18 protein-coding genes and 3 pseudogenes are annotated in these 24,502 nt (G+C 64.0%); 7 read left to right on the forward strand and 14 right to left on the reverse strand.

Annotated elements, in window-relative coordinates; all coding sequences use genetic code 11:
- Positions 1–21: 21 nt before the first annotated feature.
- Positions 22–333 carry a BufA1 family periplasmic bufferin-type metallophore gene (locus QFZ91_RS06395; RefSeq protein WP_176377740.1) on the reverse strand — a complete coding sequence of 104 codons (312 nt, stop codon included), beginning with the start codon at positions 331–333 and terminating at the stop codon, positions 22–24.
- Between the two features lie 462 nt (positions 334–795).
- Between QFZ91_RS06395 and QFZ91_RS06400 the strand changes: the two are divergent.
- Positions 796–1,218, forward strand: a pseudogene (locus QFZ91_RS06400) (IS3-like element ISAzo10 family transposase); the annotation flags it as partial.
- A gap of 597 nt (positions 1,219–1,815) precedes the next feature.
- Here QFZ91_RS06400 and QFZ91_RS06405 read toward each other — a convergent pair.
- From QFZ91_RS06405 to QFZ91_RS06440, 8 genes are all read right to left on the reverse strand, one after another.
- Positions 1,816–2,133, reverse strand: a complete 318-nt coding sequence (locus QFZ91_RS06405; protein ID WP_429566693.1) for a DUF4387 domain-containing protein — start codon at positions 2,131–2,133, stop codon at positions 1,816–1,818.
- Positions 2,134–2,150: 17 nt separating this feature from the next.
- The gene (locus QFZ91_RS06410; protein WP_429566694.1) at positions 2,151–3,512 is read right to left on the reverse strand and encodes an acyclic terpene utilization AtuA family protein; all 1,362 of its coding nucleotides are present in this window, start codon (positions 3,510–3,512) and stop codon (positions 2,151–2,153) included.
- A complete protein-coding gene (locus QFZ91_RS06415) occupies positions 3,500–4,534 on the reverse strand; it encodes an ABC transporter ATP-binding protein (protein WP_429566695.1) in 1,035 nt (344 codons plus the stop codon). The genes QFZ91_RS06410 and QFZ91_RS06415 overlap by 13 nt, the downstream gene beginning before the upstream one ends.
- Positions 4,531–5,544, reverse strand: a complete 1,014-nt coding sequence (locus QFZ91_RS06420) for an ABC transporter ATP-binding protein (RefSeq protein ID WP_429566696.1) — start codon at positions 5,542–5,544, stop codon at positions 4,531–4,533. Before QFZ91_RS06420 ends, QFZ91_RS06415 begins: the two co-directional genes overlap by 4 nt.
- Complete coding sequence (locus tag QFZ91_RS06425; protein WP_429566697.1) at positions 5,541–6,416, reverse strand: ABC transporter permease; 876 nt, start codon at positions 6,414–6,416, stop codon at positions 5,541–5,543. The genes QFZ91_RS06420 and QFZ91_RS06425 overlap by 4 nt, the downstream gene beginning before the upstream one ends.
- Complete coding sequence (locus tag QFZ91_RS06430) at positions 6,413–7,411, reverse strand: ABC transporter permease (protein WP_429566698.1); 999 nt, start codon at positions 7,409–7,411, stop codon at positions 6,413–6,415. Before QFZ91_RS06430 ends, QFZ91_RS06425 begins: the two co-directional genes overlap by 4 nt.
- Positions 7,412–7,416: 5 nt before the next feature.
- Complete coding sequence (locus QFZ91_RS06435) at positions 7,417–8,943, reverse strand: ABC transporter substrate-binding protein (protein ID WP_429566699.1); 1,527 nt, start codon at positions 8,941–8,943, stop codon at positions 7,417–7,419.
- Positions 8,944–9,102: 159 nt separating this feature from the next.
- Entirely contained in the window at positions 9,103–10,035 is a 933-nt protein-coding gene (locus QFZ91_RS06440) for a LysR family transcriptional regulator (RefSeq protein ID WP_429566700.1), read from the reverse strand.
- A gap of 188 nt (positions 10,036–10,223) precedes the next feature.
- On the opposite strand from QFZ91_RS06440, the gene QFZ91_RS06445 reads away from it, so the two are divergent.
- On the forward strand, positions 10,224–10,502 hold the full coding sequence (locus QFZ91_RS06445) for a hypothetical protein (RefSeq protein WP_429566701.1): 279 nt from the start codon (positions 10,224–10,226) through the stop codon (positions 10,500–10,502).
- 886 nt (positions 10,503–11,388) lie between these two features.
- On the opposite strand, the gene QFZ91_RS06450 is transcribed toward QFZ91_RS06445, so the two are convergent.
- Entirely contained in the window at positions 11,389–13,551 is a 2,163-nt protein-coding gene (locus QFZ91_RS06450; protein WP_429566702.1) for an ATP-binding protein, read from the reverse strand.
- A gap of 464 nt (positions 13,552–14,015) precedes the next feature.
- Between QFZ91_RS06450 and QFZ91_RS06455 the strand changes: the two genes are divergently transcribed.
- Positions 14,016–14,414, forward strand: coding sequence for a VOC family protein (locus QFZ91_RS06455; protein WP_429566703.1), 399 nt, complete (start codon positions 14,016–14,018; stop codon positions 14,412–14,414).
- Positions 14,415–15,264: 850 nt separating this feature from the next.
- Here the strand turns inward: QFZ91_RS06455 and QFZ91_RS06460 are convergent.
- Positions 15,265–16,413: an extracellular catalytic domain type 2 short-chain-length polyhydroxyalkanoate depolymerase gene (locus QFZ91_RS06460; protein ID WP_429566704.1), complete on the reverse strand. Its 1,149-nt coding sequence runs from the start codon at positions 16,411–16,413 to the stop codon at positions 15,265–15,267.
- 461 nt (positions 16,414–16,874) lie between these two features.
- Between QFZ91_RS06460 and QFZ91_RS06465 the strand changes: the two are divergent.
- A pseudogene (locus QFZ91_RS06465) lies at positions 16,875–17,115 on the forward strand (sterol desaturase family protein); the annotation flags it as partial.
- A 216-nt stretch (positions 17,116–17,331) separates the two neighbouring features.
- On the opposite strand, the gene QFZ91_RS06470 reads toward QFZ91_RS06465, so the two are convergent.
- The 3 genes and pseudogenes from QFZ91_RS06470 to QFZ91_RS06480 form a co-directional block, all read right to left on the reverse strand.
- Positions 17,332–19,299 (reverse strand): alpha amylase C-terminal domain-containing protein, encoded by a 1,968-nt coding sequence (locus tag QFZ91_RS06470; RefSeq protein ID WP_429566705.1) that lies wholly within the window; start codon positions 19,297–19,299, stop codon positions 17,332–17,334.
- A gap of 262 nt (positions 19,300–19,561) precedes the next feature.
- A pseudogene (locus tag QFZ91_RS06475) lies at positions 19,562–20,548 on the reverse strand (aldehyde dehydrogenase family protein); the annotation flags it as partial.
- Between the two features lie 285 nt (positions 20,549–20,833).
- Positions 20,834–21,154, reverse strand: a complete 321-nt coding sequence (locus tag QFZ91_RS06480) for a phosphotransferase (RefSeq protein WP_429568601.1) — start codon at positions 21,152–21,154, stop codon at positions 20,834–20,836.
- A gap of 270 nt (positions 21,155–21,424) precedes the next feature.
- On the opposite strand from QFZ91_RS06480, the gene QFZ91_RS06485 reads away from it, so the two are divergent.
- The 3 genes from QFZ91_RS06485 (at position 21,425) to QFZ91_RS06495 (ending at position 24,469) form a co-directional block, all read left to right on the forward strand.
- Entirely contained in the window at positions 21,425–22,648 is a 1,224-nt protein-coding gene (locus QFZ91_RS06485; RefSeq protein ID WP_176377745.1) for an acyl-CoA dehydrogenase family protein, read from the forward strand.
- 105 nt (positions 22,649–22,753) lie between these two features.
- Positions 22,754–23,098, forward strand: coding sequence for a DUF3088 domain-containing protein (locus QFZ91_RS06490; protein ID WP_429566706.1), 345 nt, complete (start codon positions 22,754–22,756; stop codon positions 23,096–23,098).
- 21 nt (positions 23,099–23,119) lie between these two features.
- On the forward strand, positions 23,120–24,469 hold the full coding sequence (locus tag QFZ91_RS06495; protein WP_429566707.1) for an LLM class flavin-dependent oxidoreductase: 1,350 nt from the start codon (positions 23,120–23,122) through the stop codon (positions 24,467–24,469).
- Positions 24,470–24,502 lie beyond the last annotated feature (33 nt).

Here is a 24,502-nt window from a genome sequence, read left to right on the forward strand (position 1 = left end):
CCCCTTTCGTCGAAGTCGAGATCAGGACTTGATCGCCGTGAGCGAACCGTGGCCACCGCCCGGCACGACGATGCTCGCGCAGGTGCCGCCCTGGACGAATTTCCACGAGTTGCCCTGGAAGTCGACCGTCGACGTTCCCTGGCAGGTTGTGCCTGGGCCGGCGGCGCAGTCGTTTTGCCCCTTTAGCGCGACGCCGAAACACTTTTCCTTGTGTGCGGCCATGGCGGCGCTCACTTCTTCCTTCGTGAGCGGCGCGGCATGAGCGACCGAAGCGAGGAGGCTTGCAATGGCACCTGCGAGCAGGGCCGAACTAACAGTGGTTTTTGCGGACATGGACGTTCTCCAGTGATTGAGTTGAGTGGTATCCGTCGTGGATACACCAGCTAATTCGCCTGATTCTGAACGCCGGTTACACCAATCGAATCTTTTGCGTGAAGCTTTGAGAGGAACGGCGCAGGACGCTCGCAAGAACTGCAGCAAGTGCTTTCTCGCGAAAAAATAATTCCAGCCAGCTGTAACCGGGATGCGCAACCGAACGAACTAACGGACTGGGGCAACGAACATCCGTATCCGAGTGCGGCTCGATGGCGGCCCTGAATTCTGGCTGCGTTGAGTGGATATGCGGTTCCGCCCGCCACGGCGCACCCACTGAGCGCGCTGCGACATGTCAGATGGCGGTTCGTCGCCCTAGGAGACCGATCATGTCCCCCCGCGTCAGAATGGTTGTCGCCTGGATAAACTTGGATCTGGGGGCGATAAAGAGAGAGCGAGTTGGCGCGTTACGGAAAGACATTCAAAAAAACTCGGGGCGATCTTCAACACAGACAAGGGCGACGACGAATGATCGGCCTCGAGGATCGCCAACGACTGGCCCGGGAAATCGAATCGGCAAATGTGGCTGGCGCACGCCTGCGTCTGGCGTGCGAGTGCGCCGGAATTGATGTGCGTACCCTGCAGCGCTGGAAGGCCTGTGAGGGGCTCGTCAAGGGCGACGCCCGGCCCGGCGCGACGCGCCCGCTGCCCGCGCACGCCTTGAGTCCGGAGGAGCGGGCAAACGTGCTGCGCGTTGCCAATGAGTCGCGCTTTGCCGACATGCCGCCGGCGCGCATCGTGCCGATGCTGGGTGACGAAGGTGTGTACATCGGCAGCGAATCGACCTTCGCCCGCGTGCTGCGCGAGCATAGGCAGATGACGCGCCGTGGCCGTGCCAGAACGCCTTCAGTGACCGGCGCGAGGCCGGCGTATGCGTTCGAACATCGCCGCAGCCGTTCTGCCCCGTAATCCCTTCCCACCTTGTTCGCGATGCGGGCGATTGGCCGAAGATGGCCGGTTGTACCCATTCAGATACGGCGTCACAAAGCTGCCGCTGCCGTAGGGAACGGCGGCTTTCAAATGACGGGAGCTGAATGCGTACAACCGGCCAGGAAGTCTCATTCGCCCGTCGCGTCGCTCTAACGTTCAGGCGTCGGTTCCGCTCAGTAAACGGCCATTCCAATGGCGAAGACGAATGTTGCTCTTCTTTAGGTTTGTTCGACGCCTGCCCATATCCGCAGGCTCGCAAGCGCGTGTCAGCGCATGCGGGCAGGCGTTGGACAAACCAGAAGGGAGGAAACCGCGGAGTGTCCCTCTGCGGCCAGAAGGAGAGATTGCGCGCGGCGGCGGGTTGATGGTGAGGTGCGGCGAGCCCGGTTGATGTCGACGGAATGCACGTTGGCGAAGCTGTCGGGCCCGCGTTTGTGATGGCGCGCTGCGCGCGAAGTCGCGTGATCCACGTCAGAGGTGCGACCGTCCACTATGGGGACCGCCCGACACGCATCACGGTGCCGGCACCGCCACGCTCAGCAACGGCGCGTATTGCTGCGAGCCGAAAATGTCCGCATCCCCGGCGCTGCCGCTCGGCTTCAAGCGATAGATCGTGAATTTGATCGCATACGCCGGATCGAACTCGACGAAATCGGAAATGCGCGAATCCGGAATCGAGAACAGCGCCGCGACCGTCTCGCGCGTCAGCACGCGGCAGCGCTTCACATGCTCGTAGATCTCTCGGTCGCGGAAGATCACGTCGAACGTGATCTTATCCACGCCGGCATTCTTGCTGCGCACCGTTTTCGCGAGCGCCGAAAGTGTCGTCATCTGCATGGTCGTTTTCCTCAGGCCGAAATGGGCTCGACGAAGGTGGGGAACAGCTCGAGGCCATCCTTGACTTCGAGCGTATGGTTCAGCGTCCAGCGATATGCCGGGCTCGCGCGCATCACTTCGTCGAGTGGAAAGGCCACGGACCCTGCCGTCCCCTGCACCTCGGGAAGACGCGCGTAGAACATCTGGCGGCTGCCGGTCAGGCAGACTTCCTCCGCCATGTGTGCGGTCGGCGCCACCCCCTGGACCAGGATCGCCAGTTCGTGCGCAGGCTCGGCGCGCTTCGGCTCCAGCTCGCCCATCACCCCGTCGCGTCCATAAACCGTGTAGTGCAGCTCGTAGCCCGTGTCGCCGAAGCGCTCGCGCACCTGCTGGCGCGCCCAGCCGATCACGGCATCCACGTTCGCGATCGAGTAGGGATCGCGTATGCCGACGAGGCCCACGTAGCGCTCGCCGACCTTGCCCGAGCCTTCCAGCTTCACACGAAACGTCTCGGCGGGCACGAAGCGCGGACCGGTCACGCGCGTTGTGCGCTCGTTGAACTGGTCGTAGCGGCAATCGGTCATGTCGAGCAAGCCGCCCGCGACGTACTCATGAAACGGATTCGAGCGCTCGTACATCGCATGGCCGGCCACCGAAGCGACCGTGCAGCGCTGCGCCGGATGCATCGCGGTCACGCGGACGTCGTCGCGCGTGATCTCGCCCAGCACGGTCTCCTTCGCACCATACGGTTCGGCGCAGAACGAGGCGCACTCGAGCACCTTGCCGAGATAGTAGGAGAGCGCCTCGGGAAACCCGTGGCGGATCGCGGGCGCGGCAAAGATCGCGCAATCGCTGCTGCGGCCGCCGATGATCACGTCCGCGCCCGCTTCGAGCAGCTTGATGTAGGGATGCACGCCTGCCACGGCGACGATGCGCTCGGTCGCCTCCAGCTCGGCCTCGGTCAGCGCGGGGCGGCCATCGAGGCCCGCGACTTCGCTGCCCACGCGCATGGCGGCCGCCACGCGGTCTTTCGGCACGTCCGAATAGAACCAGCCGAGCCGGAACGGCGCAAGCCGATGCTTCGCGGCGAGCTCGCGGATGATCGCGAGATACCGGTCGACGCGGCTGTTCGTACCGGTGTCGCCCGCCGAGCCGATGATCATCGGCACGCCGAGGCGCCGGGAGGCGAGCAGCATCGCTTCGAGGTCCTGAGTTTGCCAGGCGAGCGGGCTCGTCGACGTATCGGAGCCGAGCGGCCCGGGGCCGACGTCGTCGCTGCCGGAATCCGCGGCGATGTAGTGCGGCGCGGCGCGCACACCGAGTTCGAAGCTCTCGGGCTTCAGCGGCGCAAAGCCGAGATGGCCGTTCGGGCAGATGATCTTCAGGGATTGCACGTCGTGATCTCCTTCTGTGGATGGGGCGCCAGGCCGCCCGGCGCCGACGCCGGGTACAGGTGGCAGGCGACGAAGCGCGAGCGCTCCGTCTCGATGAGCGGCGGGGTCACGCTGCTGCAGATCGGCATGGCGTGCGGACAGCGCGTATGGAACGCGCAGCCGGTTGGCGGATGGAGCGCCGAGGGCGGATCGCCCGCGAGCCGGATGCGCTCGAGGCGCGGCCCGTGCGCGCGCGGCACGGCCGACAGCAGCGCCTGCGTATAGGGGTGGCGCGGCGCATCGACGATCGCCCGCGCCGGCCCGCTTTCCACGATCCGGCCCAGGTACATCACCGCGATGCGATCGCTCAGGTGCGCCACAACCGCGATGTCGTGCGAGATGAACAGATACGCGAGACCGAGCTCCTTGCGCAGCCGCGCGAGCAGCGCGACGATCTGCGCCTGCACGGAGACGTCCAGCGCGGACACGGGCTCGTCGCAGACGACGAACTCCGGCCGCAGCACGAGGGCCCGCGCAATGCCGACGCGTTGGCGCTGTCCGCCCGAGAACTGGTGCGGATAGCGCTGCAGATGCTGCGCGCCCAGGCCGACCCACTCGATCGCTTCCATCACGCGCTCCCGGCGCTGGGTTCTCGTCAGCCGCTCGTGCAGCCGCAGCGGCAGCCCGACGATTTCCTCCACGTTGCGCCGCGGATTCAGCGATGCATAGGGATCCTGAAAGATGATTTGCATGCGCGGGCGCAGCGCGGCCAGGGCTGGCGCATCGAGTGCGCCGAGATCGGTCCCGGCGAACCGCACCGCGCCCGCTGTCGGCTCGCGCAGCCGCAGGGCGAGCCTGCCGAGCGTGCTCTTGCCGCAGCCGCTCTCACCGATCAGTCCCAGGCACTCACCCGGCGCGATCGCGAGATCGACGTCGGTCACGGCCCGCACGCGTTCCGCCGGGCGGCCCGCGAACTTGTCCAACAGCGACCGGTGCATCGTGAAATCGCGGCTCACGCCCGACATTTCCAGCAGCGCGCTCATGCTCCGTTCTCCCGAAGTTTCGCGTCCTCGACCGTCGGCGCGTCCTCCCGCGCCTTCCAGCAGCGCGCCTCGCCGTCGCCGACCGCGCGCAGCGGCTGAGGCGCCGAGCAGGCGGCTTCTCGCAGCGGACAGCGCTCCGCGAAGCGGCAGCCCTCGGGCCAGCGCGCCGGGTCCGGCGCGCGGCCGGGCATCGGCGTCAACGGCAGCTCGGGATGCTCCAGCGCGGGCAGCGAGGCGAGCAGCCCCGCGGTATACGGATGCCGCGGCTCCGCGATCACGCGCGCCGCCGGACCCGTCTCCACGACCTGCCCCGCGTACATCACGGCGACGCGGTCGCAATGCTCCGCGACCACCGCGAGGTTGTGCGTGATCAGCACGACGCTCATGTTCAGCTTCATGCGCAATTCAGACAGCAGCTCGAGCACCTGCGCCTGCACGGTGACGTCGAGCGCGGTGGTCGGCTCGTCGGCGATCAGAAGCCTCGGCGCGCAAGCGAGCGCCACGGCGATCATCGCGCGCTGGCGCATGCCGCCCGAGAGCTGATGCGGATACGCACGCAGCCGCGATGCGGGCTCGGGAATGCCGACCAGATGTAGCAGCTCCTGCGCGCGCTGCCGCCGCGCCGCGGCCGAATGAACCGCGCCGTGCGCGACCAGCACTTCGTTGATCTGCGTGCCTATCGTCAGCGCCGGGTTCAGCGCGGTCAGCGCGTCCTGCATGGTCAGTGCGATCTCGCGCCCGCGCAGCGCGCGCATCGCCGCCGCGCTCAGGTGCGCGATGTCCCGGCCCTCCCATTCGATGCTGTCGGCTTTCACGACGCCCGGCGGCGCAATCAGGCCGAGCGCGGAGAGAAACGTCACGGTCTTGCCCGAGCCGGACTCGCCGACCACGCCGAGGCATTCGCCGCGATGGACGTCGAGATCGACACCGTCGACGGCGCGGACCAGCGAGCGGTCAGTCGGAAACTGCGTGCGCAGACCGCGTATGCGCAGAATGGGCGCGGCGCTCATCGGTGCAGCCTCGGATCGAACGCTTCGCGCATGCCCTGGCTCGCCAGGTTGATCGCGAGCACGAGCAGCAGGATCGCGAGCCCCGGCATGGTGGCAACCCACCAGCCGTCGGGCATGAAGTCCTGCCCGTCGGACACCATCCCGCCCCACGACACCGCAGGCGCTTGCACGCCGAGGCCGAGAAACGAGAGGCTCGCCTCCATGATGATCACGCTCGCGATGCGGGTCGTCGCGACGACGAGCACCGGCGACAGGATGTTCGGCAGCACCTCGCCGAACACGATGCGCAGGCGCGAGCAGCCGAGCGCGCGGGCGGCCTCCACGTAGTCGAGCTCGCGCGCGCCGAGCATCTCGCCGCGCACGACGCGAAACGACACCACCCATTCCTTCAGCACGAGGGTCAGCACGATATTGAAGATGCCGGGTCCCATCATGCCCATCAAGCCGATCGCGAAGACGAGATACGGAAAGCCGAGCAGCACGTCCGCGACGTGCGAAAGCACCGCGTCCACGACACCGCGCGAGAAGCCCGCGAGCGCGCCGGCTATCGTCCCGATCAGCGTCGACATGACGACCACGCCGACGCCGATCCCAAGCGAGATGCGCGCGCCGTAGATCAGGCGGGACAGCACGTCGCGGCCAAGCCCATCGCAGCCGAGCGGGAACGCCCAGTCGCCGCCCGCCATCCAGGCGGGGGGCTGCAGGCGCCGCAGCAAGTCGGAGTCGCTCGGATCGTGCGGCACGATCAGCGGCGCGAGCAGCGCCGCCGCCGCGACCGCGAGCACGAACACGCCGCAGGCGAACGAGAACCAGTCGCGGCGAAAACGGAGCAACGCCTGGGCCGAAGGGGACAGTGTCAGGGTCTCGCTCATGATTGGATACGTGGATTGAGTACGCCGTACAGCAGGTCGCCGATGAAGTTAAGGATCACGAACGTCACGGCATAAAGCAGCACCGCCGCCTGCACCAGCGGATAGTTGCGCGCGAAGATCGCCTCGACCACCAGCCGCCCGACACCGGGCCACGAGAAGATCGTCTCGACGATCATGTTGCCGCCGAGCAGCGCGCCGATCTCGAGCATGGTCACGCCGACGGCGGGCGCGAGCGCGTTCTTGAGCACGTGCAGCAGCAGCACGCGCCCCCGCGGTAATCCCTTGGCCTCGGCGAAGAGCACATAGTCCGAGCGCATCACGTCTATCACAGAGGTGCGCGTCACGCGCATCAGCACGGCGGCCATCGGTATCGCGAGCGTGAGCGCGGGCAGCGCGAGGTGCCGCAGCGCATTGCCGAACGCATCAAGCCGTCCGGCGATCAAGCTGTCGAGCAGTAGCAGATGCGTGATCTCGGGCGGCCGCGCGTCGTAGCTGATGCGCCCCGAGACTGGGAAGAGATGCAACGTCACGGAGAACACCACCATCAACATCAGGCCGAGCCAGAAGCCCGGAATCGATACGCCGACCAGCGACCCCACGCTCGTTAGCCGGTCGAGCACGCTGCCGCGTCTTACGCCCGCGATCAAGCCGAGCGGAATGCCGATGAGAAGCGCGAGCACCGCGGCGGCGAGCGTGAGCTCGATCGTCGCGGGCAGCCGCTCGGCAATGACGCCGAGCACCGCGCGATGATGGAAGAAGCTGCGCCCGAAATCGCCGTGCAGCGCACGCCAGACGAAGCTGACATAGCGCGCCGCCGGCGGCAGATCGAGCCCCATGTCGTGGCGCAGCGCGACGACCTGCTCAACCGACACGCGCTGATCGCCGAGCATCACCTGCACGGGGTCGCCGGGCGTGGCCCACATCATCGCGAACACGACGAGGCTCGTGACGAGCAGCACGGCCACCAGGTGAATGAAGCGCTTGGCAAGTCGCATCGTGGCTACTCCACCGAGGCGCGCGACAGGTCGATCATGCCGTCCGGCCGCGGCCTCCAGCCGTGCACGCGCTTCGACACGCCGTAGACGTCGCGCGGCAGCCACAGGAACACCCACGGCGCGTCCGCATGCACCTGTTCTTGAACCTTGAAGTACAGTGCGCGGCGCTTGTCGCGATCCTGCTCGGTCTCGGCGGAGTCCAGCAGCTTGTCCACTTCGGGATTCGAGTAGCCCGCCGTGTTCGCGCGTCCGCCGCTGCGGATCGTCGGCATCATGATGTCGGACGGCTCGAGCGTCGCATTGCCCCACGACGTGAGGAGCAAGTCGTGATCCTTGCGCTTGGCCGCGTTGCGCCAGATCGGCGTGAGCACCGCGAGCTCCCAGACCTGCACCTTGGCCGTGATACCCGACCTCGACAGCAGCGACGCAATCGCCTCCGCGACGCCCTTGTTGGCGCCATCGGTATCGATCGTCAAGTGCAGGTCGTGCACGCCCGCTTCGACCAGCAGCGCGCGGGCCTTGGCCGGGTCGTACGGATAGTCGGGCAGGTTAGGATCGAAGCCGAACGCGTCGGGGCTCAGCACGCCGTTCAGCGGCGTCGCGAGGCCATCCAGCAGCTTGGCGACGATCAGCTTGCGATCCACCGCATAGTTCAACGCCTGCCGCACGCGCACATCGTTGAACGGCGGCCTTGCCGTATTGATCGCGACGAAGAACGTGCGCGTGCTGTTGACGGTCTCAACCCGCGTGTCGGGGTCAGCCTCGACGCGACGGATGCTCGTGACGGGCAGCGAGTTAATGATGTCGACATCGCCCGCGAGCAGCGCGGACACTCGCGCCGCATCGTTCGGCATGATCTTGTAGATGACGCGGTCCACGTGGGCAGGGCCGGCCGGCGGAATGTCGGGCGAGCCGCCGTAATAGTCGGGCACGCGCTCCATCACGATCGTGTCGCCGCGATCCCATTGCTTGAGGCGAAACGGACCGGTGCCGTCCTCCTCGGTGACGAGGCCCTGGTCGCCGTTCTTCTTGACGTACGCCTCGCTGACGATCTCCTCGAATGGCAACATCGCCGGCAACACGGGCCACGGCACCGACAGCACGAGGCGCACCGTGAGCGGGTCGACAATTTCCACGCGTTTGAGCGGGCCGAGCAGGTCGCGCCGCGGATTGGTCTGGCCTCCGATCTTGCCGATCAGCACGCGGTCGAGCGCGAACTTCACGTCCTTGGCGGTGAGCGGCGAGCCGTCATGAAAATGCAGGCCGGGACGCAGCGTAAACTCGTAGGTGACCGGATCGAGCTGTCGCCACGATTGCGCCAGCTGAGGCACGACTTTCATCGCGGGATCGCGCGTCACGAGGCCGTCGTACATGTTGCGGATGATGACCTCGGTATTGCGGTCGCCCGGGTTCGCGGGGTCGAGCGTCAGCGCATCCTGAATGAAGCCGACGCGTATCTCCGAGGCCTGCGCGCCGCTCACCGGCAGCCCCGTGCCGAGCATCAGAAGCAGTCCCGCAATCGACAGTTTCATCACCGGACGCACCACCGTCTCCTCCATCGCATTTGCCGCCACTCGAGGCCGCACGATGTTTTTCAGACTAGGTGCCGCCGCTATCTACGGTCAACGGTTTTTATACGAATTGCGGGAAAATACCGGTAATTGATAAAAATGATTGATCGTTGACGATAACTACGACGGCGACTCCGAGTCGGCGTAGTACGAATAAAACGATTGCAGGTCGGGCTTCTGCGCGATCAAGGCCTTGGCCATGCCCGCTACGATCCGACCCGCCGGCGATGGGTCGATATCCGAATACGCGATCACATATTCAAGCGACGGCAGCGGGCGAACGGTTGCCACATGCTGCAGCTTGCCTTCCTCGAGCTCGCGCCGCGCCGCCGCGGGCGAGGCTAGCGCGATGCCCAAACCCTGCACCGCAAGCTGGATCCGCGTGGGCAGGCTCGAGCATGCGTGGCGGCGCGCCGGCTCGACGCCTTCCGCGCGGAACCATTCCATCGTCGCGGCGTGCAGACGCGTGCCCTCCTGTGCGGAGATCACGGGCCACAGCACCAGCTCGGCCGCGCGCATCGGGCGCGGCGGCACGGTCAGCCTGGGACTGCATAGCCACGCCATCGGCACCTGGCCGAGCGATTCGGCCGTGACGTTCGGCAAGCTCACGGGCCCGGCAAGCACGGCGACGTCGAGGCGCCCTTCGCGCATCAGCGCTTCTAGCAGCTCGCTGGTTTCGACTGTGAACTCGACGACGAGGCCCGGATAGGTCTGCGCGACCCGCTCGAGCAAACCGGGCAGCCAGGTGAGCGCCTGCGCGGCGGGCAGGCCGAGCCGGATGCGTCCGGACAGCGCCTCGCGCGTGCCGACGCGCTGCTGGATCTCGGCGGCGATGGCCATGATCTGCGTTGCGTAATGTTGTAGCTCATGCCCTTTCGGCGTGGGCCGCACCTTGCGCCCCGAGCGGTCGAACACCGTCACGCCGAGCTCCTGCTCCAGCTCGCGGATGCGCGCGGAGATCGCCGGCTGAGACGTGTCGAGGTGTTGCGCGGCCGCATGGAAGCTGCCGAGCCGTGTAATCCAGTACAGCGCTTCAAACTGACGAAAGTTCATCGCGAGCCTATGCCTCCGTGATGTCGGGATCGAGCGCCGATCGACATGTCCGCGCCGCCTGCGTGCGCGCGTGCATACGTGCAGCGCAATACATATTCATTGTCGCTCCGATTTCGCCGAGTCCTTGGTTGACGTTCCAGTGCGAGCGCGGCGATCCGCAGCCTGTATGCCCAGCCGGCTATGTGTGCATGTTGAACTGGACACGCATAGCAGCGCGCGCGATCGCGCAGATCGAAGGCCGGGCGATCGGCACCATCGCGCGGGAGGCCGGCGCGCCGGTCTGCAAAGGCGCGGGCGTCGATTTGCTCTGCGGGACCGGTCAGAGTTTCCACCAACTCAGCGAAATTTGGGAACTGCGCCTGGGTGCGCTTGATTCGATGGTCAGCGTTCGCGCGGCCTTGCGCACCGGGGGGGCGAGCGGGATCGGCCTCGCCGTCCGATCAGAAGGCGGAATTTTGACTTGCTGAAGCAATCTCGATACATCGCTCCTTTGCTCTTCTATTTCTTCTTGACCACGTCACGAAGCTCCTGAAGCGCGTGAAGGATAGCGATCAAATTTCCGTATAGTTGTTCGGCATCCTGGCGATTGTGCGCGCGCTGTTTGATCGGCTCGAGGCGGTGCTTTTGCTCTGAGATACGTCGTTCGCAATCCCGTATGTTCCGGTCAATCCTGGCAAGCTCGTCTGACGGCCTTATCTGAGTCATGATGGCCGCCCCGCCACAGTCATATAACGCCCCACGCCCACTTTAGTCCGTCCTCGCGGCGAAGACGCGCGCCGGATCTCCAGAACGAATGGCAGCTGTACTTTAGGAGGCGCCTCTGAGATAGCACGGGATCCATCGTCCGAAGTGGGTCGATTTCACCCATTCGTCAGAATGGTCGCCGCCGTTCGATTCGGGCTTTTGACGAATGACCGGTCCGAGTCGTTGACCAGCCGCGTGAGCGGCGTTCGTTCAACGTCGGCATTGGCCGAACTGCTGCCGATCCCGATGTCAACATCGACAGCCGTCATACCTCGGAAGCCGCCATTGAAGCGACGTCATAACGAACAAGGGCAGCGGGACACGTCACATCGGGCAGCGACGGGATCTGGCTGGCCGGACATGGGCGTGCGGAATGTCGCCATAACCCGCCTTATTGCGGCAATCATGTTGGAATGGATACCGCGCGCACGAGGAGTAGGGCAGCATCTGTCGGTGAGTCTGGAAAGTAGCCATATTCCCCGCAACTGGATCCTCTTCACTTGCGTGAGCGGATGTCCCCTGATCCAACCGTTGTCAACAAGTGTCCTCTTCAGATAACGCTGCCTTTTGTATAAGCATTAAAATAGCGAACTGATTTGAAGAAATCCATTACACCGAAGCCCGCTCCGCGCGGGATGCTCCGGTCAGCGCTTCGACCAGTTCCGCAAGCGCAACCGGCTTGACGAAATGCCGCTCGAATCCTGCTTCGTTCGAACGCCTGCGGTCGTCGGTCAGCCCGTAGCCGGTCAGCGCGAACATCCTGACAGGCGCCACCGTGTGCTGTGCGCGCAGCGCGCGGGCGAGCTGATAACCGTCCATTCCGGGCAAACCAATGTCGAGTATCGCGAACGCCGGCGAGAATGCCGCCGCCGCCTCGAGCGCGGTCGCCGGATCGGTCGCCGTCGCTACGTGGAACCCCATCTCGACGAGATAAGCTTCCATCGCCATGAGGCCGTCCTTGTTGTCGTCGACCAGCAGCACACGCGCTCCGTTGCCGAGCGGATGCGGCACGGCCGGCTGCTCCACGCAGTCGGTCGTGGGCGCCGGTGCGAGCGGGAGAGTGACGGTGAACGTCGCGCCCCTACCCGGTCCGTCGCTGCTTGCGACGACCGTGCCACCGTGCAGCTCGACAAAGTTCTTCACCAGCGCCAGACCAACCCCGAGCCCGCCGTTCGAGCGGTCGATCGTCGTCTCTCCCTGCTCGAAAAACGAAAACATGCGCGGCATCAAATCCGCGCTGATTCCGACGCCGTTATCCGCCACCGACACGACGATTTCGGTGGCGCTCGTCACGGCTTTCACATGAATGCGCCCACCCGTCTGCGTAAACTTTGCCGCGTTGTTCAGCAGGTTACCGAACACCTGAGTGAGACGGAATGCGTCACCGCAGACGATGCCGCCATCGTCTGCGAGGTCCAGCGACAAGGTCTGCGAGCGCTGTTCGAGCACGGGGTTCGCTGCCTCGACCGCGCGCGCGAGCACCGTCGCGATCGGCACGGGCTCGCGCGCCAGTTCGATAGGGCCGCGGGTTATGCGACTCACGTCCAGCAGGTCCTCCACGAGCCTCGATAGATGCGCCACTTGACGCTCGATGATCTCGTGTTGTTTGTCGGTCTTGCCGCCGTTCTGCTTGCGCACGAGCGCGAGCGCCGTCGAGATCGGCGCGAGCGGATTGCGAAGCTCATGGCCGAGCATCGCGAGAAATCGATCTTTTGCACCGTTCGCGTTGCGCAGATCCGCGAGCAGTGCTTCGCGCTCGGTGCGCGACTTCTCGACGGCCTCACGTGCGCGTACATAGCCGGTCACTTCGACCGCACTGAGGATCACGCCGTCGACGTTTCCGGAAGACGCGCGCAACGGTTCGAAATGAAGCGTATAGACGCGCTCGTCCGTGTCGCCGGGCCTGTTTGTCCGATACTCTTCATGGACGATCGGCACCCCATCGGCGAACACGCGCTGCAGCGCGGCGACAGTCGCGCCGCCCGCCTCCTCCGGAAATGCGTCGAGATAAGGGAGGCCGATCAGGTCCGCGCGGCCGACCATCGCGAGATAGCGGGGATTCGTCAACTGGAAGGTATGCCGGTTGCCGAGCAGCAGGGCCGACGCGATCGGCGAATTCATCAGCATGGCATCCCGCTGAAGCTCGGCGCTCTTTCGGCGGCGCATCTCGTCTTCGAGCGACGTCGCCCGCTGCTGCGCGAGCGCAAGCCTCAGGTGCAGGTCGTGAGCGCTCGCGTCGCGCAACGTACGGGTAAGGAATACGTGCTGGTGTGCGTCGCAAATGTGACGAAATAGCAGCGTATGCTCCGCGCCGATGAACTCCCGGTCCGGATACGCGCAGAAGAGCGAGAACCGGTGCTCGCGGGCGAGTCCGTTCCACAGGTGTTCCAGATGCAGCGCTGCTTCACCGAGGCCCTGCGCGTACAGGATCGCGACCATCTCACCGAACGCGTGCACCGGCTGCCCCCGTCGCACGGTCCGCGCGACGAGCGCCCCGACCGTCGACATGAAGCGCGCTTCGTCCGGCCACCCGTCGACCATGAAGCCGTCGAGCGCCGTGTGCGCGTCGACGAAAATGGCATCGTCCTTACAACGCCTGGCAGCGTCGGCCGCGTCGAGCCGTAATGCCATCGAGGCAATGTGATCGGCGGTGGCGATCGCGATTGCAACCCCGCCCGCGTTCAGCGCGCGTTGCAAAAACGCACCGACGTCTTCGATCAATTCGAGGTCGGACTCGTAGAACTGGACGAAATGGCTGGCATCGTGCTCCATGTGCCGAGCCGCAGCGGGGCTTGTGCTGATCGTCATAGTTGAACCGTATCAAAGCTTCCGCCGCGAGCCGCGAGACTCGCGGTCGAACATTGGGAGAAAATTCGCGGGCATCGCTACGAGTGCGCAAGAACCATACCCTGCGCCGCATTTGCAAACACTGAGGCGGGCGAACGCGTTGCGGTGGGAGGCGGGACGACACGGACTTCACTTACAACCTGAAGGTGCAGGGACCGGAGCGCCGACTACGCTGACACAGCCCGGTAGAAGCCCCGAGTGAGTACATTGGGGTCTCCACGGCCGTCTGACCGATGACGAAGCATGACGGTCACGCGAGTGGCAGACTGCTATCGGCGGCGAAAGGTTGCAGCTGGCCGAGTGCTGTCCGACTTGGTCGGCTGAGCCCGACCACCCTTTGCGGACATCCGGCGCTCGGAGGACAATGCCCTTGCGAATCTCTTCCGAGCATGCCCAACATGGGTAAATTTCGGCCCGATGGATGGCATACCGTCACGCCCCGAATCGTCGTAAGCGATCCGGAAAACCTGATCACATTCATCAAGATGGTGTTTCAGGCAGAGGGCGAATTCCATCACGGGCGGCCTGCCGAAATCGTGATCGGCGATTCTGTGGTGATGGTTAGCGGCGGAGACGGCCTTCGCGATCCGATGCCGGCGTTTCTGTATGTCTACGTCGAGGACGCCGATTCGACCTACGAGCGGGCGATTGCGGCGAATGCGATCTCACTCGAAGTTCCGACCGACATGCCATACGGCGACAGGCGAGCGATGGTAAGAGATCCGTGGGGAAACAGATGGCAGATTGCCACACATCAGCGCGACCTTTCTGCTGCCGAGATCCGTTAAGGTCGGCCAACGACAGATAGGCCGATATTTGTGGAGCACGGAGCGATTTGGGCGTCTCGTCTTCTGCCCCCAGTTGGCCAAACCGGTCCGGTAGCTGAATTGAGAATCTCTTGCCGGCCCGCAACGGATGATCGCGGCAGGTCGACCCAGTTCGGCCGGCGGATCCCCTATTGGGCGAAGGTCACCTCTTGGGGATGAACGGTCGACCATAGACCTGCGCCTGCCGGCAAGTCCGCCAGCCACAAGGTTCACTGTCGGCTCTAAGTGACAATCTGCAATTACCGCCACGGTCAGTTCGAACGCAGGCGGGCGAAAAGGTCACCCGAGCATGTGAAGACCGTGAGACGTCGTCCGCGTAGGACTTTGAACGCATGCATGCGCCACTCCAGAGGAGCACACAGATATCACGGGCGCTATAAGTTATGGACGCGCACGTGAGATCGTAAATGTGAAGTAATACAAAGAATTTTCACCGCACCCAATGGGAGAGTTCGTGCCGGGATACTCATGGGTTTCGGTAAGTGGACCTCTTGCTGTCAGACGCCACAGGCCAGATCCCGTAAGCGGGAAGATTGGTTGTCCCGCCGCTGGCGCGCTTGCCATCGGAATGCTTGAATTCGCCAACTGCGAATTCTTGATCAATCTTCTCAGCCGCAACGACGCCATCACAGTTTGCACCGAAGTAACCGTTCAACTTGTGGCCCACATAGTTAGCCGCCGCTCATAATCCCGGAACGGGGGCGGAGGAGGCAGAGGAGGGGGACGGTGGACTGAAATAAACCGAAATCCGCTCCGTTGATAGTGTTGTCGGCGGCCATCGGCGCCCGGGTCGAACCGTACCAGGACGACCCTACGGTCGGCCAGTCACGCGTTGCACCATCCCGTAGAGCACGGACATCTGCAAGCCGCTCTTGAGCGCGTAGTTCGGGTCGTATTGATTGGAGTAGCCCCACCAGTCGAAGCATGCGTTCGGGTTGGTCGGCCCCGGCGCAGACGACGCGAACGTGTCGGGATACACGACCACAAGCTTGTTCGTGTCGGCCCATTCGTTGATGCCGGCCTCGGTGACCCAGCGGTTTCCGATAAGTGATGCCTCCTGCAGACAGCCGTGCAGAGCGAGCACGAATCCACACGTTTCACCCTTCGCGCAGGCTTGGGGAACAAAAACGCTGCCTGTCGAACTCATCGAAACGTTTTCGGACGCCCCGAACTCCGTTTGATCGAATGAAGACAGCGTACCCTTCAGCGCTCCGTTTTCGCGCGGTTTCAATGGGCCGAAGAACATCGTCAACCACGTTTTGACTGAATCGTAGACTTCGCCATTGGCCGAACAGCGCACCATGTAGGGACTCCCGAGAGTGCCGCACGCAAGTTCGCCGTCAGGCGATTCCCAGCCGTGCTCGGCGGGAAACATATTGTCAAAATGGACGTTCGCTCCGTAATGTGCGTATTCCGAGTCGAGGTCGGCCATCTCACGTGGATTGACGACCTCGTCCAGCGTGCCGGACCACAGATAGACCGGCTGTCCACGCAGATTCGTCGCCGGGTCGATGGTCCCGAGGGACGATTGCGCGTCAAGGTACGCCTCGGATGGCACCAGCGTGCTGTTATACGACGCCTGATTCGTCGGTAGCGTCTCGCCGCCACAGTTCGCCAAAGCTGTGGCGGCTCCTCCGGCGCCTGCACACCAATACACCCCGCCAGCGTAAACAGCGGCTCCTTTGAAGGTAGACGAGTGAGCAACGTGCATCTGCACTGCCGCGAAACCGCCAGAGGAGATACCTGCGACGAAGACTTTCGCCGGATCAATGTTGTAGCGCTGTAGCTTGACGATTGCGGAAGGGGCCGACGCACTGTCCGAGGTTAGACCCGCGGAGCCGGCTACCGCCTTCTCCTGTGCCGATGTTCCGGCCGGATCGCCACTACCGCCACACCCGGCAAGGCCGATCGCTAGTACAAACGCCGGCACGAACCGCCGGCCCAAAGCCTTCGTTGTCATTGTCGTCTCCTCGGCGGGGCAACTTACCCAAGTGCATCACTCCGACTGTCGAACTGGGCGCGGTTTCGCCTTCCGCCAAAAGCTCGCTAACACTAGTGATCGACAAAGCGCGCATGTTTGCCGCGTACGATGTGCCCGGCGATATCCGGCGCAGCAAAAATCGGTCCCGCAGCACGGCAATCCTCGAACGTCTTTTCTAACCGCACGCTCCATTAACGAAAGCGGTTTCCATTTATCGAGGTGGGATTGAAGCTGCTACGCGGTCCCATGCCCGTCCAATTCTGTGCTCCGGGCGGAGGGTTCCCTGACCGGTTCACATTACGTAGAAGGGAGCGTCGGCGTGGGGGTGCCCCTATTTTCCGCCGGACCCTTCAGTCGGCGCGAGACGCGCCATTAACGATTACACGACTCTTGCCGCGTGCGCGGTCACGGCGGCGGCCGCCATCCCACGTGGAAGAAGCGCTGACGAACCGTGTCACTACGGTCTCGTGACGCCGATCACGTCGCGCAACCCGCTCGTCGTCGAGTTCGAGCACTGGGCCACGCTGGTTCGCGATATGTTCAACGCGAAGAGCCCGTGGATCGCGATCAATCACGTGATTCAGCCGCCGGGGCTGGCTGCCGGACGGCGGAGGCGAAACGACCGAAGAACTGCGCCGCAAAAGCAAACAACCCGGTACGACGGGGGCCCTTCCGGGGTAGGGCATCGCCAGGCGCAAATCGAGGGCACTTCAGTTCAGCGGACGCAGGACCCTTACGCGTGTTGAAAACAGCTTTGCCGCGGGGAACGCGTTCGGAAACTGAGCTGCGACATGGTCTCAAGCAATCGAAGATGTCGTTTCCGTTTTTGAGCTCTTGGCTTGACCAATTCCCTGCAAACCACGCTAACCCAAGCTGTCAGGCAGTCGACGGTCGGGATCAGCCCCTCGCGAAAACGAGTGAGCCGGTCGCGGGCACCTCGAGCCATGCGGACACCACAAAACCATCCAATGGCGGCCCAGATGCGTCGACACTGCCACCATTGCCAACCGGTGAGGGATTCGGATAGCCGTCGTAGACGTCGCTATTGAACACTTCGCGCCACGTCCCTGCCGTCGGCAGTCCGATCTGATATGCATGCTTGGGGAGTTCGTCGAAGCTCACCACGACGATCACGTCGCTGCCGACACCTTCGATCCAGCGATGCATGACCAGCACGCGGTCGAAATCGTTCGCGCGGGATACGCGCACGCTTGTGGAGCATAGTGCCGGCAACGCGAGCCGCAAGTGTACGAGATCCGTCGAGCAACGCAGAAAATCGCGCATCGACGGGTCCGCCGCCGTCAGCCCCGCCCAGTAGATAAGTCCGTTAGTGCTGCGGTCGTCGCTCCAGTTCTTGTCTTCCAGGCACTCCTGGCCCATGAACAACAGTGGAATGCCCGGCGCGCAAAGCAGTAGCGTCGTGGCCGCGCGTACGCGGCTGCGTGCATACCACGAGCGACGGTCGCTCGAATCCGCGAGAAACGGCAGCCGCGCTGCGCCGACATGGCCCGCGTAGGTCAGATCGTGATTTTCGAGGCACGTGTTGAGCTTCCATGCCTCGACGGGTGTCGCCATCAAAGCGTCTGCGACTGCGGACAGGTCGAGGCTCGCCGACAAACCGTAACTGCTCTGTTTGAGCAGTGCACGCACACTGTCTCGCATGCCGTCCGCGAGTTCGGCGTCGAAGCCCAAGCCGCCAGGAGGCGGCTCGACCGCGCGTGGCCGATCGCCGTTCCAGTACTCCGCAATCTGCACCACCGAGCGTCGCGTCGCGCGCACGGTTTCGCTCAGGTGTTGCGCGAACGTTTCACCGCCGTGATTCACAATGGCACTGACTTCGTCATAACGAAGGCCGTCGACGTGATACTCGGTCAGATAGAACCGCGCATTGTCGATCAGGAACTGACAGACCCCGTCTTGCCAATAGGCGAAGATCGGTCCTATCCATGTCTGGTCAGTAAAGTAGAGACTTCGATTGGGATCAGGACCTTGCTGGCAGTCGTAGAACCAGATACTTCTGGGGTCGAACATGCCCCGGCTATCGTGGCCGAACGCGTGGTTATACACCTGGTCGAGAATCACAGCGATGCCCTTCAAATGGCACAGATCGATGAGGCATTTGAGCTGGTTGATTCCCGGTGTCAGGTCCGTTTGCGTCAGCGCCGGCTGACCTTTACCGGCGAGCATCGCGTTGATTTCGGCAAGCCGCCGGCGCAGGTCGTCGGGTGAAACGCAATAGGGAATTTCGGGGGAATACGGATCCGTGCCGTTGTACCCCAAGCTATAACCCGTTTCGAACTCCTGGATCGGTAGTAGCTGGATGGCGTTGATGCCGAGGGCGAGCAGGTAGTCGAGGTTCGCCACAACATCGAGGAACGTACCGCTGCGTACGGCGCGCACGTCATTGCCTCGCTCGTCTTCCGCCCACCATGTGCCGACATGCAACTGGTAGACGATCAACTCGCGCAAGGCGGGAGGTTGCCACGCGCTGTCATGCCACGGATAAGTCGCCGGATCGCGCACGAGGCACCAGGAAGCCGGATAGGCTGGAGCAAAGCTGAGTTCGCGCGCGAAGGGATCGCGTTTCCATCCGCTGCCGCCCACACCTTCGACGTAGAACAGGTAAGGATCACCTTCCTTGATCGACAGCAGCAAGCCGCCCCACGTTCCATCGCCGAGCGGCTCCATTGCGTCATCCGACGCGGGCTGCCAGCCTGCTTGCGCGAGCGTCGGTTCGAGCGCCGCACCCGCCACGACGAACACGGCCGTTGCGTTGGGCGCCCATGTGCGAAAGCCGGTGCCATCCGTCATAAGCGATGCGCCCATCGGACTCGTGCGCCCGACACGACCTTTCATCACGCTCATGTTCGCTCCAGGGTAGGGGGGCCAGTCGATGCAGTATAGGAAATCGGCTGGCGTCCGCGCAGATTTGTCAGCACCCTGATCGATGAAACTGGGGCCGCCCGTCGGCTAAATTGCCGTTCGTCATCCGCATGCCCCTTCAGTGTGCGCGGTCCATTGCTTTGCACTTGGCGAACGCATCGTTTCTCGCCACCGTTTGCACAAGTTGTCGTGTGCGATGCGGTGCATCGACTACGCTGACAGCCACGGCTTCCATGCAAGGGAAGGCGACGCGCTTGGTGAGCAGATCGGCGAACCTATCGTATACCGGCGCTTGCACGTACACGCGATTCGGGGAGACGCACGTCTGCCCGCCGTTGCGAAACTTCGATGCCATGAGCCCCGCGACGGCGGCCTCGAGATCCGCGTCGTCGAACACGATGAAAGGCGCATTGCCGCCGAGTTCGAGCGAAAGCTTTTTCAGCGTCCCCGCCGACTCGCGCGCCAGATACTTGCCTACCGGCGTTGAACCGGTGAAAGTGATCTTGCGCACGTGTCCGTCGTCCAATCAGTCTTTGACGGACTCAAACGCGTTGTCTCGCGACGTACTGATGAGATTGAGCACGCCTGCGGGAACGCCTGCTTCGTGTGCGAGGAGGACCAGCGCGAACGCGGTGAGCGGCGTGTCCTCAGCCGGCTTGCCGACAACCGTGCAGCCTGCCGCGAGCGCCGGGGCGATCTTGCGCGCGATCATCGCGAGCGGAAAATTCCACGGCGTAATTGCCGCGACGATCCCTACCGGTTCCTTCACCGCGCTCATGCGCTTGCCGCGCTGCTGCTGCTGCTGCTGCTGCTGCTGCTGCTGCTGCTGCGGAATCATATCGCCGTAGATTCGTGTTGCTTCATTGGCGAACCATGCGACGTATGACGCGCCGTACATGACCTCGCCACGCCCTTCCAAAAATGGCTTCCCCTGTTCAAGCGAGATGAGATGCCCGAGCGTATCCGCGTGTTCAAGGATCAGTGCATGCCAGCGATGCAGCACGGCGGCGCGCTCCTTCGGCAAGGTATCCCGCCAGGCGGGGAAGGCGCGCGCGGCGGCATCGGTGGCGGCTTGCGCATCGGCAGGGCCGCTGTCCGCGACTTCAGTGATGATTTCGCCCGTTGCCGGATCGGTCACGGCAAAGCGCTTGCCGCTTGCGGCGGGAACCCACTCGCCATTGATGAAATTGTCGGCTCGAATCAGATCGCGCAATTGATAAGCCTTTTTCATCATGTCAACGTGCTTGCGTCCTGGGATGAGGAAAGTGATGAGCACCGGTGACGGCACAGCACGCGAAAGAAGTGATCCGGGTCATGTGCATGGAGCAATGCCGATTCGCGGGGGAAGTGAAAATCCTCCAGGCGCGATAGCCAAAACCTCAAAGCCGCCGCTCTGAGCACTGCGGGCAAGTAGCGTCGCTCCAGCGAGCTGAACGGGCGAGCGCGCTCATAAGCTTCGACGAAGGCAGTGGCCATGGCGGGCAGCAGTGCTCCGGACTGGCGATCGATGCACCAGTCATATGAATACATCGGTTCCCGCGAAGTAAAAATCGAAAAAGCCCGACAGCTTTTCCACGCCGGTTCGGTTGTCCGAGCCGGCCGTAGAGGCGAACAAGACGTTATCGCGAGACAGGTCGCCATGTACCGGGCCTCGGGGCAGTGCCCGGTACAAGCGACCACTGGCGAGTGCCTGCTGGAACCTGAGTTCGTCAAGAAGGACATCCCATCGATCGAGTTCGGCGCGAATCCCAGCATCACGATCGTTGCGAAGAATGTGAAGGACTATGCGCCGACGGGTGAGGGGATTCGCGGCAGCTTCGCCGATCTGTATATTCAGCCGTAAAGCGGACCTTCATCCTCACGTCACCGTCGACGCTCGGGTGACATCTCTTTGGCAGCCGTCCGCGATGCGACAAGCGGGCGTGACGGCTTTTGCGCCGCGCATGGAGGTCGTCGCATTGTCATTGCAGGCAGGCGAATAACGTAAGCGCAAATCGGTTGTTATCCGCACCGATACGCGTCCCTATACTGGCACGCTGTCCTGTCGATGAAGTCCGACGCCCGGCGCAAGTATGCCGGTCTGCCTGTCCAGTACGAGGAACGACGAATGGCTGAATCCGATCAACATAACACCGCTGCGCAGGAGCGCCTAAATACCGCGCTCGCGTCGCTACCCGCGCTCGCGCACGCCCTTGCGCAAGACGCCGCGTCACGGGAGGCGCGCCGCGAATTGCCGTTCGACGGTTTCGCATTGTTCCGCCGCTCCGGGCTCACACGCCTGCGCCTGCCGCTCGAATGGGGCGGACTCGGCGGTTCGCTCGAGGACGAGTTCGAAGTTATCGCGACGCTTGCGGCCGCGGACAGCAATCTCGCGCACGCACTGCGCATCCACTTCGATCAGGTCGAAGCGTTGCTGTTGTCGCCACGCACGCCGTTCAACGAGATCCAGATTCAGCGCATCGCCGATGGCGCGATTTTCGGCGGCGCCTCCACTGAACTGGGCACCGCGCGCCCCGGCGAAATCACGACCCAGCTGCGCCCCGACGGTGTGCACTACCGCCTAAGCGGCCGCAAGTACTACGCGACCGGCACGGCGTTCTCCGACTTCGCGCGCCTGAACCTGCAGGACGAGAACGGCGACCCGGTGCTCGCGATCGTGCCGGTGAAGCGCGAAGGCTTGCGCGTCCTCGACGATTGGGACGGCATGGGGCAACGCATGACGGCAAGCGGCAGCCTCGAATTCGACAACCTGCTGGTTCGCGACGACGAAGTGACGCCGCGCGTGCAGACGACGCTCGTTGGGCGTCACGGCGGCGCGCTGCGGCAACTGCATCTGGTGGCGGTGGCGGCAGGCATCGTGCGCAACGTCGTCGCCGATGCGAAGCACTATGTGTTGCGGCATGGCCGTCCCGCGTTGCACAGCCCCGCGCCTTCCGCGCGCGAGGATGCCTTCATCCAGCAGGTGATCGGCGATCTGGGTGCGCATAGCCATACGATCGATGCGCTAGTTCGTGATAACGCACGCGTGCTCGACCGCTCGGCGCGGGCGATCCGCGAGGGCACCGCCGATGCGCCGGCGCTGGTGCTGGATGGCGCGCTCGCGACTGCACGCACTCAGCTGGTCGTCAGCAAGCTCGCGCTTTACGCGGCGGAGCGCATGTTTGAGGCGGGCGGTGCGTCGGCGACGTCGCGCGCGCACAACTACGACCGGCACTGGCGCAATCTCCGCACGATCTTCAACCACAACCCGCTGTTGCATAAGGCTCGCGTGATCGGCGATTACGAGCTGAACGGCGTGACGACGCATCTGACGGAAGGACGCGTGTTCTAACCAACGCCGAGTGGGGCATATCAATCCGCGATTCTCCTGGCGGCGAGACAGCGCCGCCAGCCTGCCAACCAGTCCGGTAGCACATTTTTTGAGGAAACCTGCGCAATGAGCCGAGACCTTCTGATCCTGCTGGAACCGGGATTCACCGACCCGCATCATCCCGGCGAACGCTTTATCTGTCCGCATGGCGCGCCGATCGAAGGGCTGCTTGCGAGCGACCCCGCGCGCGTCGGACGGCTCGACGTGCTGCGCGTGCCGTTCGAGCGGCCTCGCAAGGCCGTGATCGAAGCGCTCGATGAAGCGCATCAGGGGCTGCCCGCGCTCGTGTTCGGCGACGAACAGCCCGCGCCCGCCGATGCGGATTCGCTCGGGGAGCGACGCTTCGTCACCGATCCGCGCCGCATTCTCGACCTGCTCGCCGAGCGGCACGCTTTTCCGAAAGTCCACTGATCCAACGCGAGGACATCGCTGATGAGTCGTCTTCCGGCACGCGCCGCGCGGCGCCGCCTGCATCTAAACGTCAACATTCTGCACTCAGGTTTCGTGCCCTCGGCATGGCGGCTTGACGAGGCCGAGCCACGCGCGTTCGTCGATGTGGATCACTACGTTCGCGTCGCGCGGATCGCCGAGGCCGGCAAGCTCGACGCGGTATTCCTCGCCGACAATGCAGCGATCGTCGACCAGATCGACTTCCGCCCGATCACCGCGCTTGAACCGACGGTACTGCTCGCCAGCATCGCGGCGGCGACGACGCACATCGGAGTGATCGGCACCGCATCGACCAGCTACAACGAGCCGTACAACATCGCCCGGCGCTTTGCGACGCTCGATCACGTCAGCAACGGCCGCGCCGGCTGGAACGTCGTGACCACCGCCGACCTGCCATCGGCGCGCAATTTCGGCCGCGACGCGGTACCGAACCATGCGCAACGCTACGAGCGGGCCGCCGAATTCACCGAAGTGGTCAAGGCGCTATGGGATAGCTGGGAGGACGACGCGTTCGTCGGCGACAAAGCCCGCGGCCGTTTCGTCGACGTTGCAAAAGTGCATGCGATCGCGCATCGCGGCCGCTACTTCGACGTACAAGGGCCGCTGAACCTCCCGCGCTCCCCGCAAGGGCATCCTGTGGTGGTGCAGGCGGGGGCGTCGGCAGATGGCCGGGAGCTGGCAGCCCGTCATGCGGAAGCGGTCTTTTCCGCGTCGCAATCATTCGAGGAATCGGCGGCTTACCGGCGCGATCTGAACGAGCGGGCAGCCGCCTATGGCCGCCCGGCCGTCAAGGCGCTCGCCGGTCTGACGACGATCATCGGCGCGACTCACAGCGAAGCATTGCGCCGGCGCGATGAACTCGTCGAGCAGATTCCGTGGCGCTACAGCCTGAACCGCCTCGCGGGTACGCTGGGCATCGACGTAGAGCGTCTGACGCTCGACGCGCCGTTGCCCGACGATCTCGCGCTGCCCGGCGGCGGCAACGGAAACCACACGTTTTTTCACGCGACGCTCGCCGAGGCGCGCCGTCATGGTCACACCGTACGAGACCTGATCCGTGCGCTGGCGGGCGGCACCGGTCACCGGGTGATCGTCGGCACGCCAGAGCAGATCGCGGACGACATCGAGCGCTGGTTCGACGGCGGCGCGGCCGATGGCTTCAACCTGATGCCCGATGCGCTGCCCGGCGGATTACGTGATTTCGTCGATGGCGTCGTGCCTATCCTGCAGCAGCGCGGCATCTTTCGTAGCGAATACGAGGGCACGACGCTGCGCGAGCATCTCGGACTGAACCGTCCACCGAACCCGCAACGCTGGCGCGACAGCGCATAGGGTTGCGCCGCCTTACCGCCAGATCAAGGACTC

Source organism: Paraburkholderia sp. JPY419, from assembly GCF_050435705.1.
GTDB classification, from domain to species: Bacteria; Pseudomonadota; Gammaproteobacteria; order Burkholderiales; family Burkholderiaceae; genus Paraburkholderia; species Paraburkholderia youngii.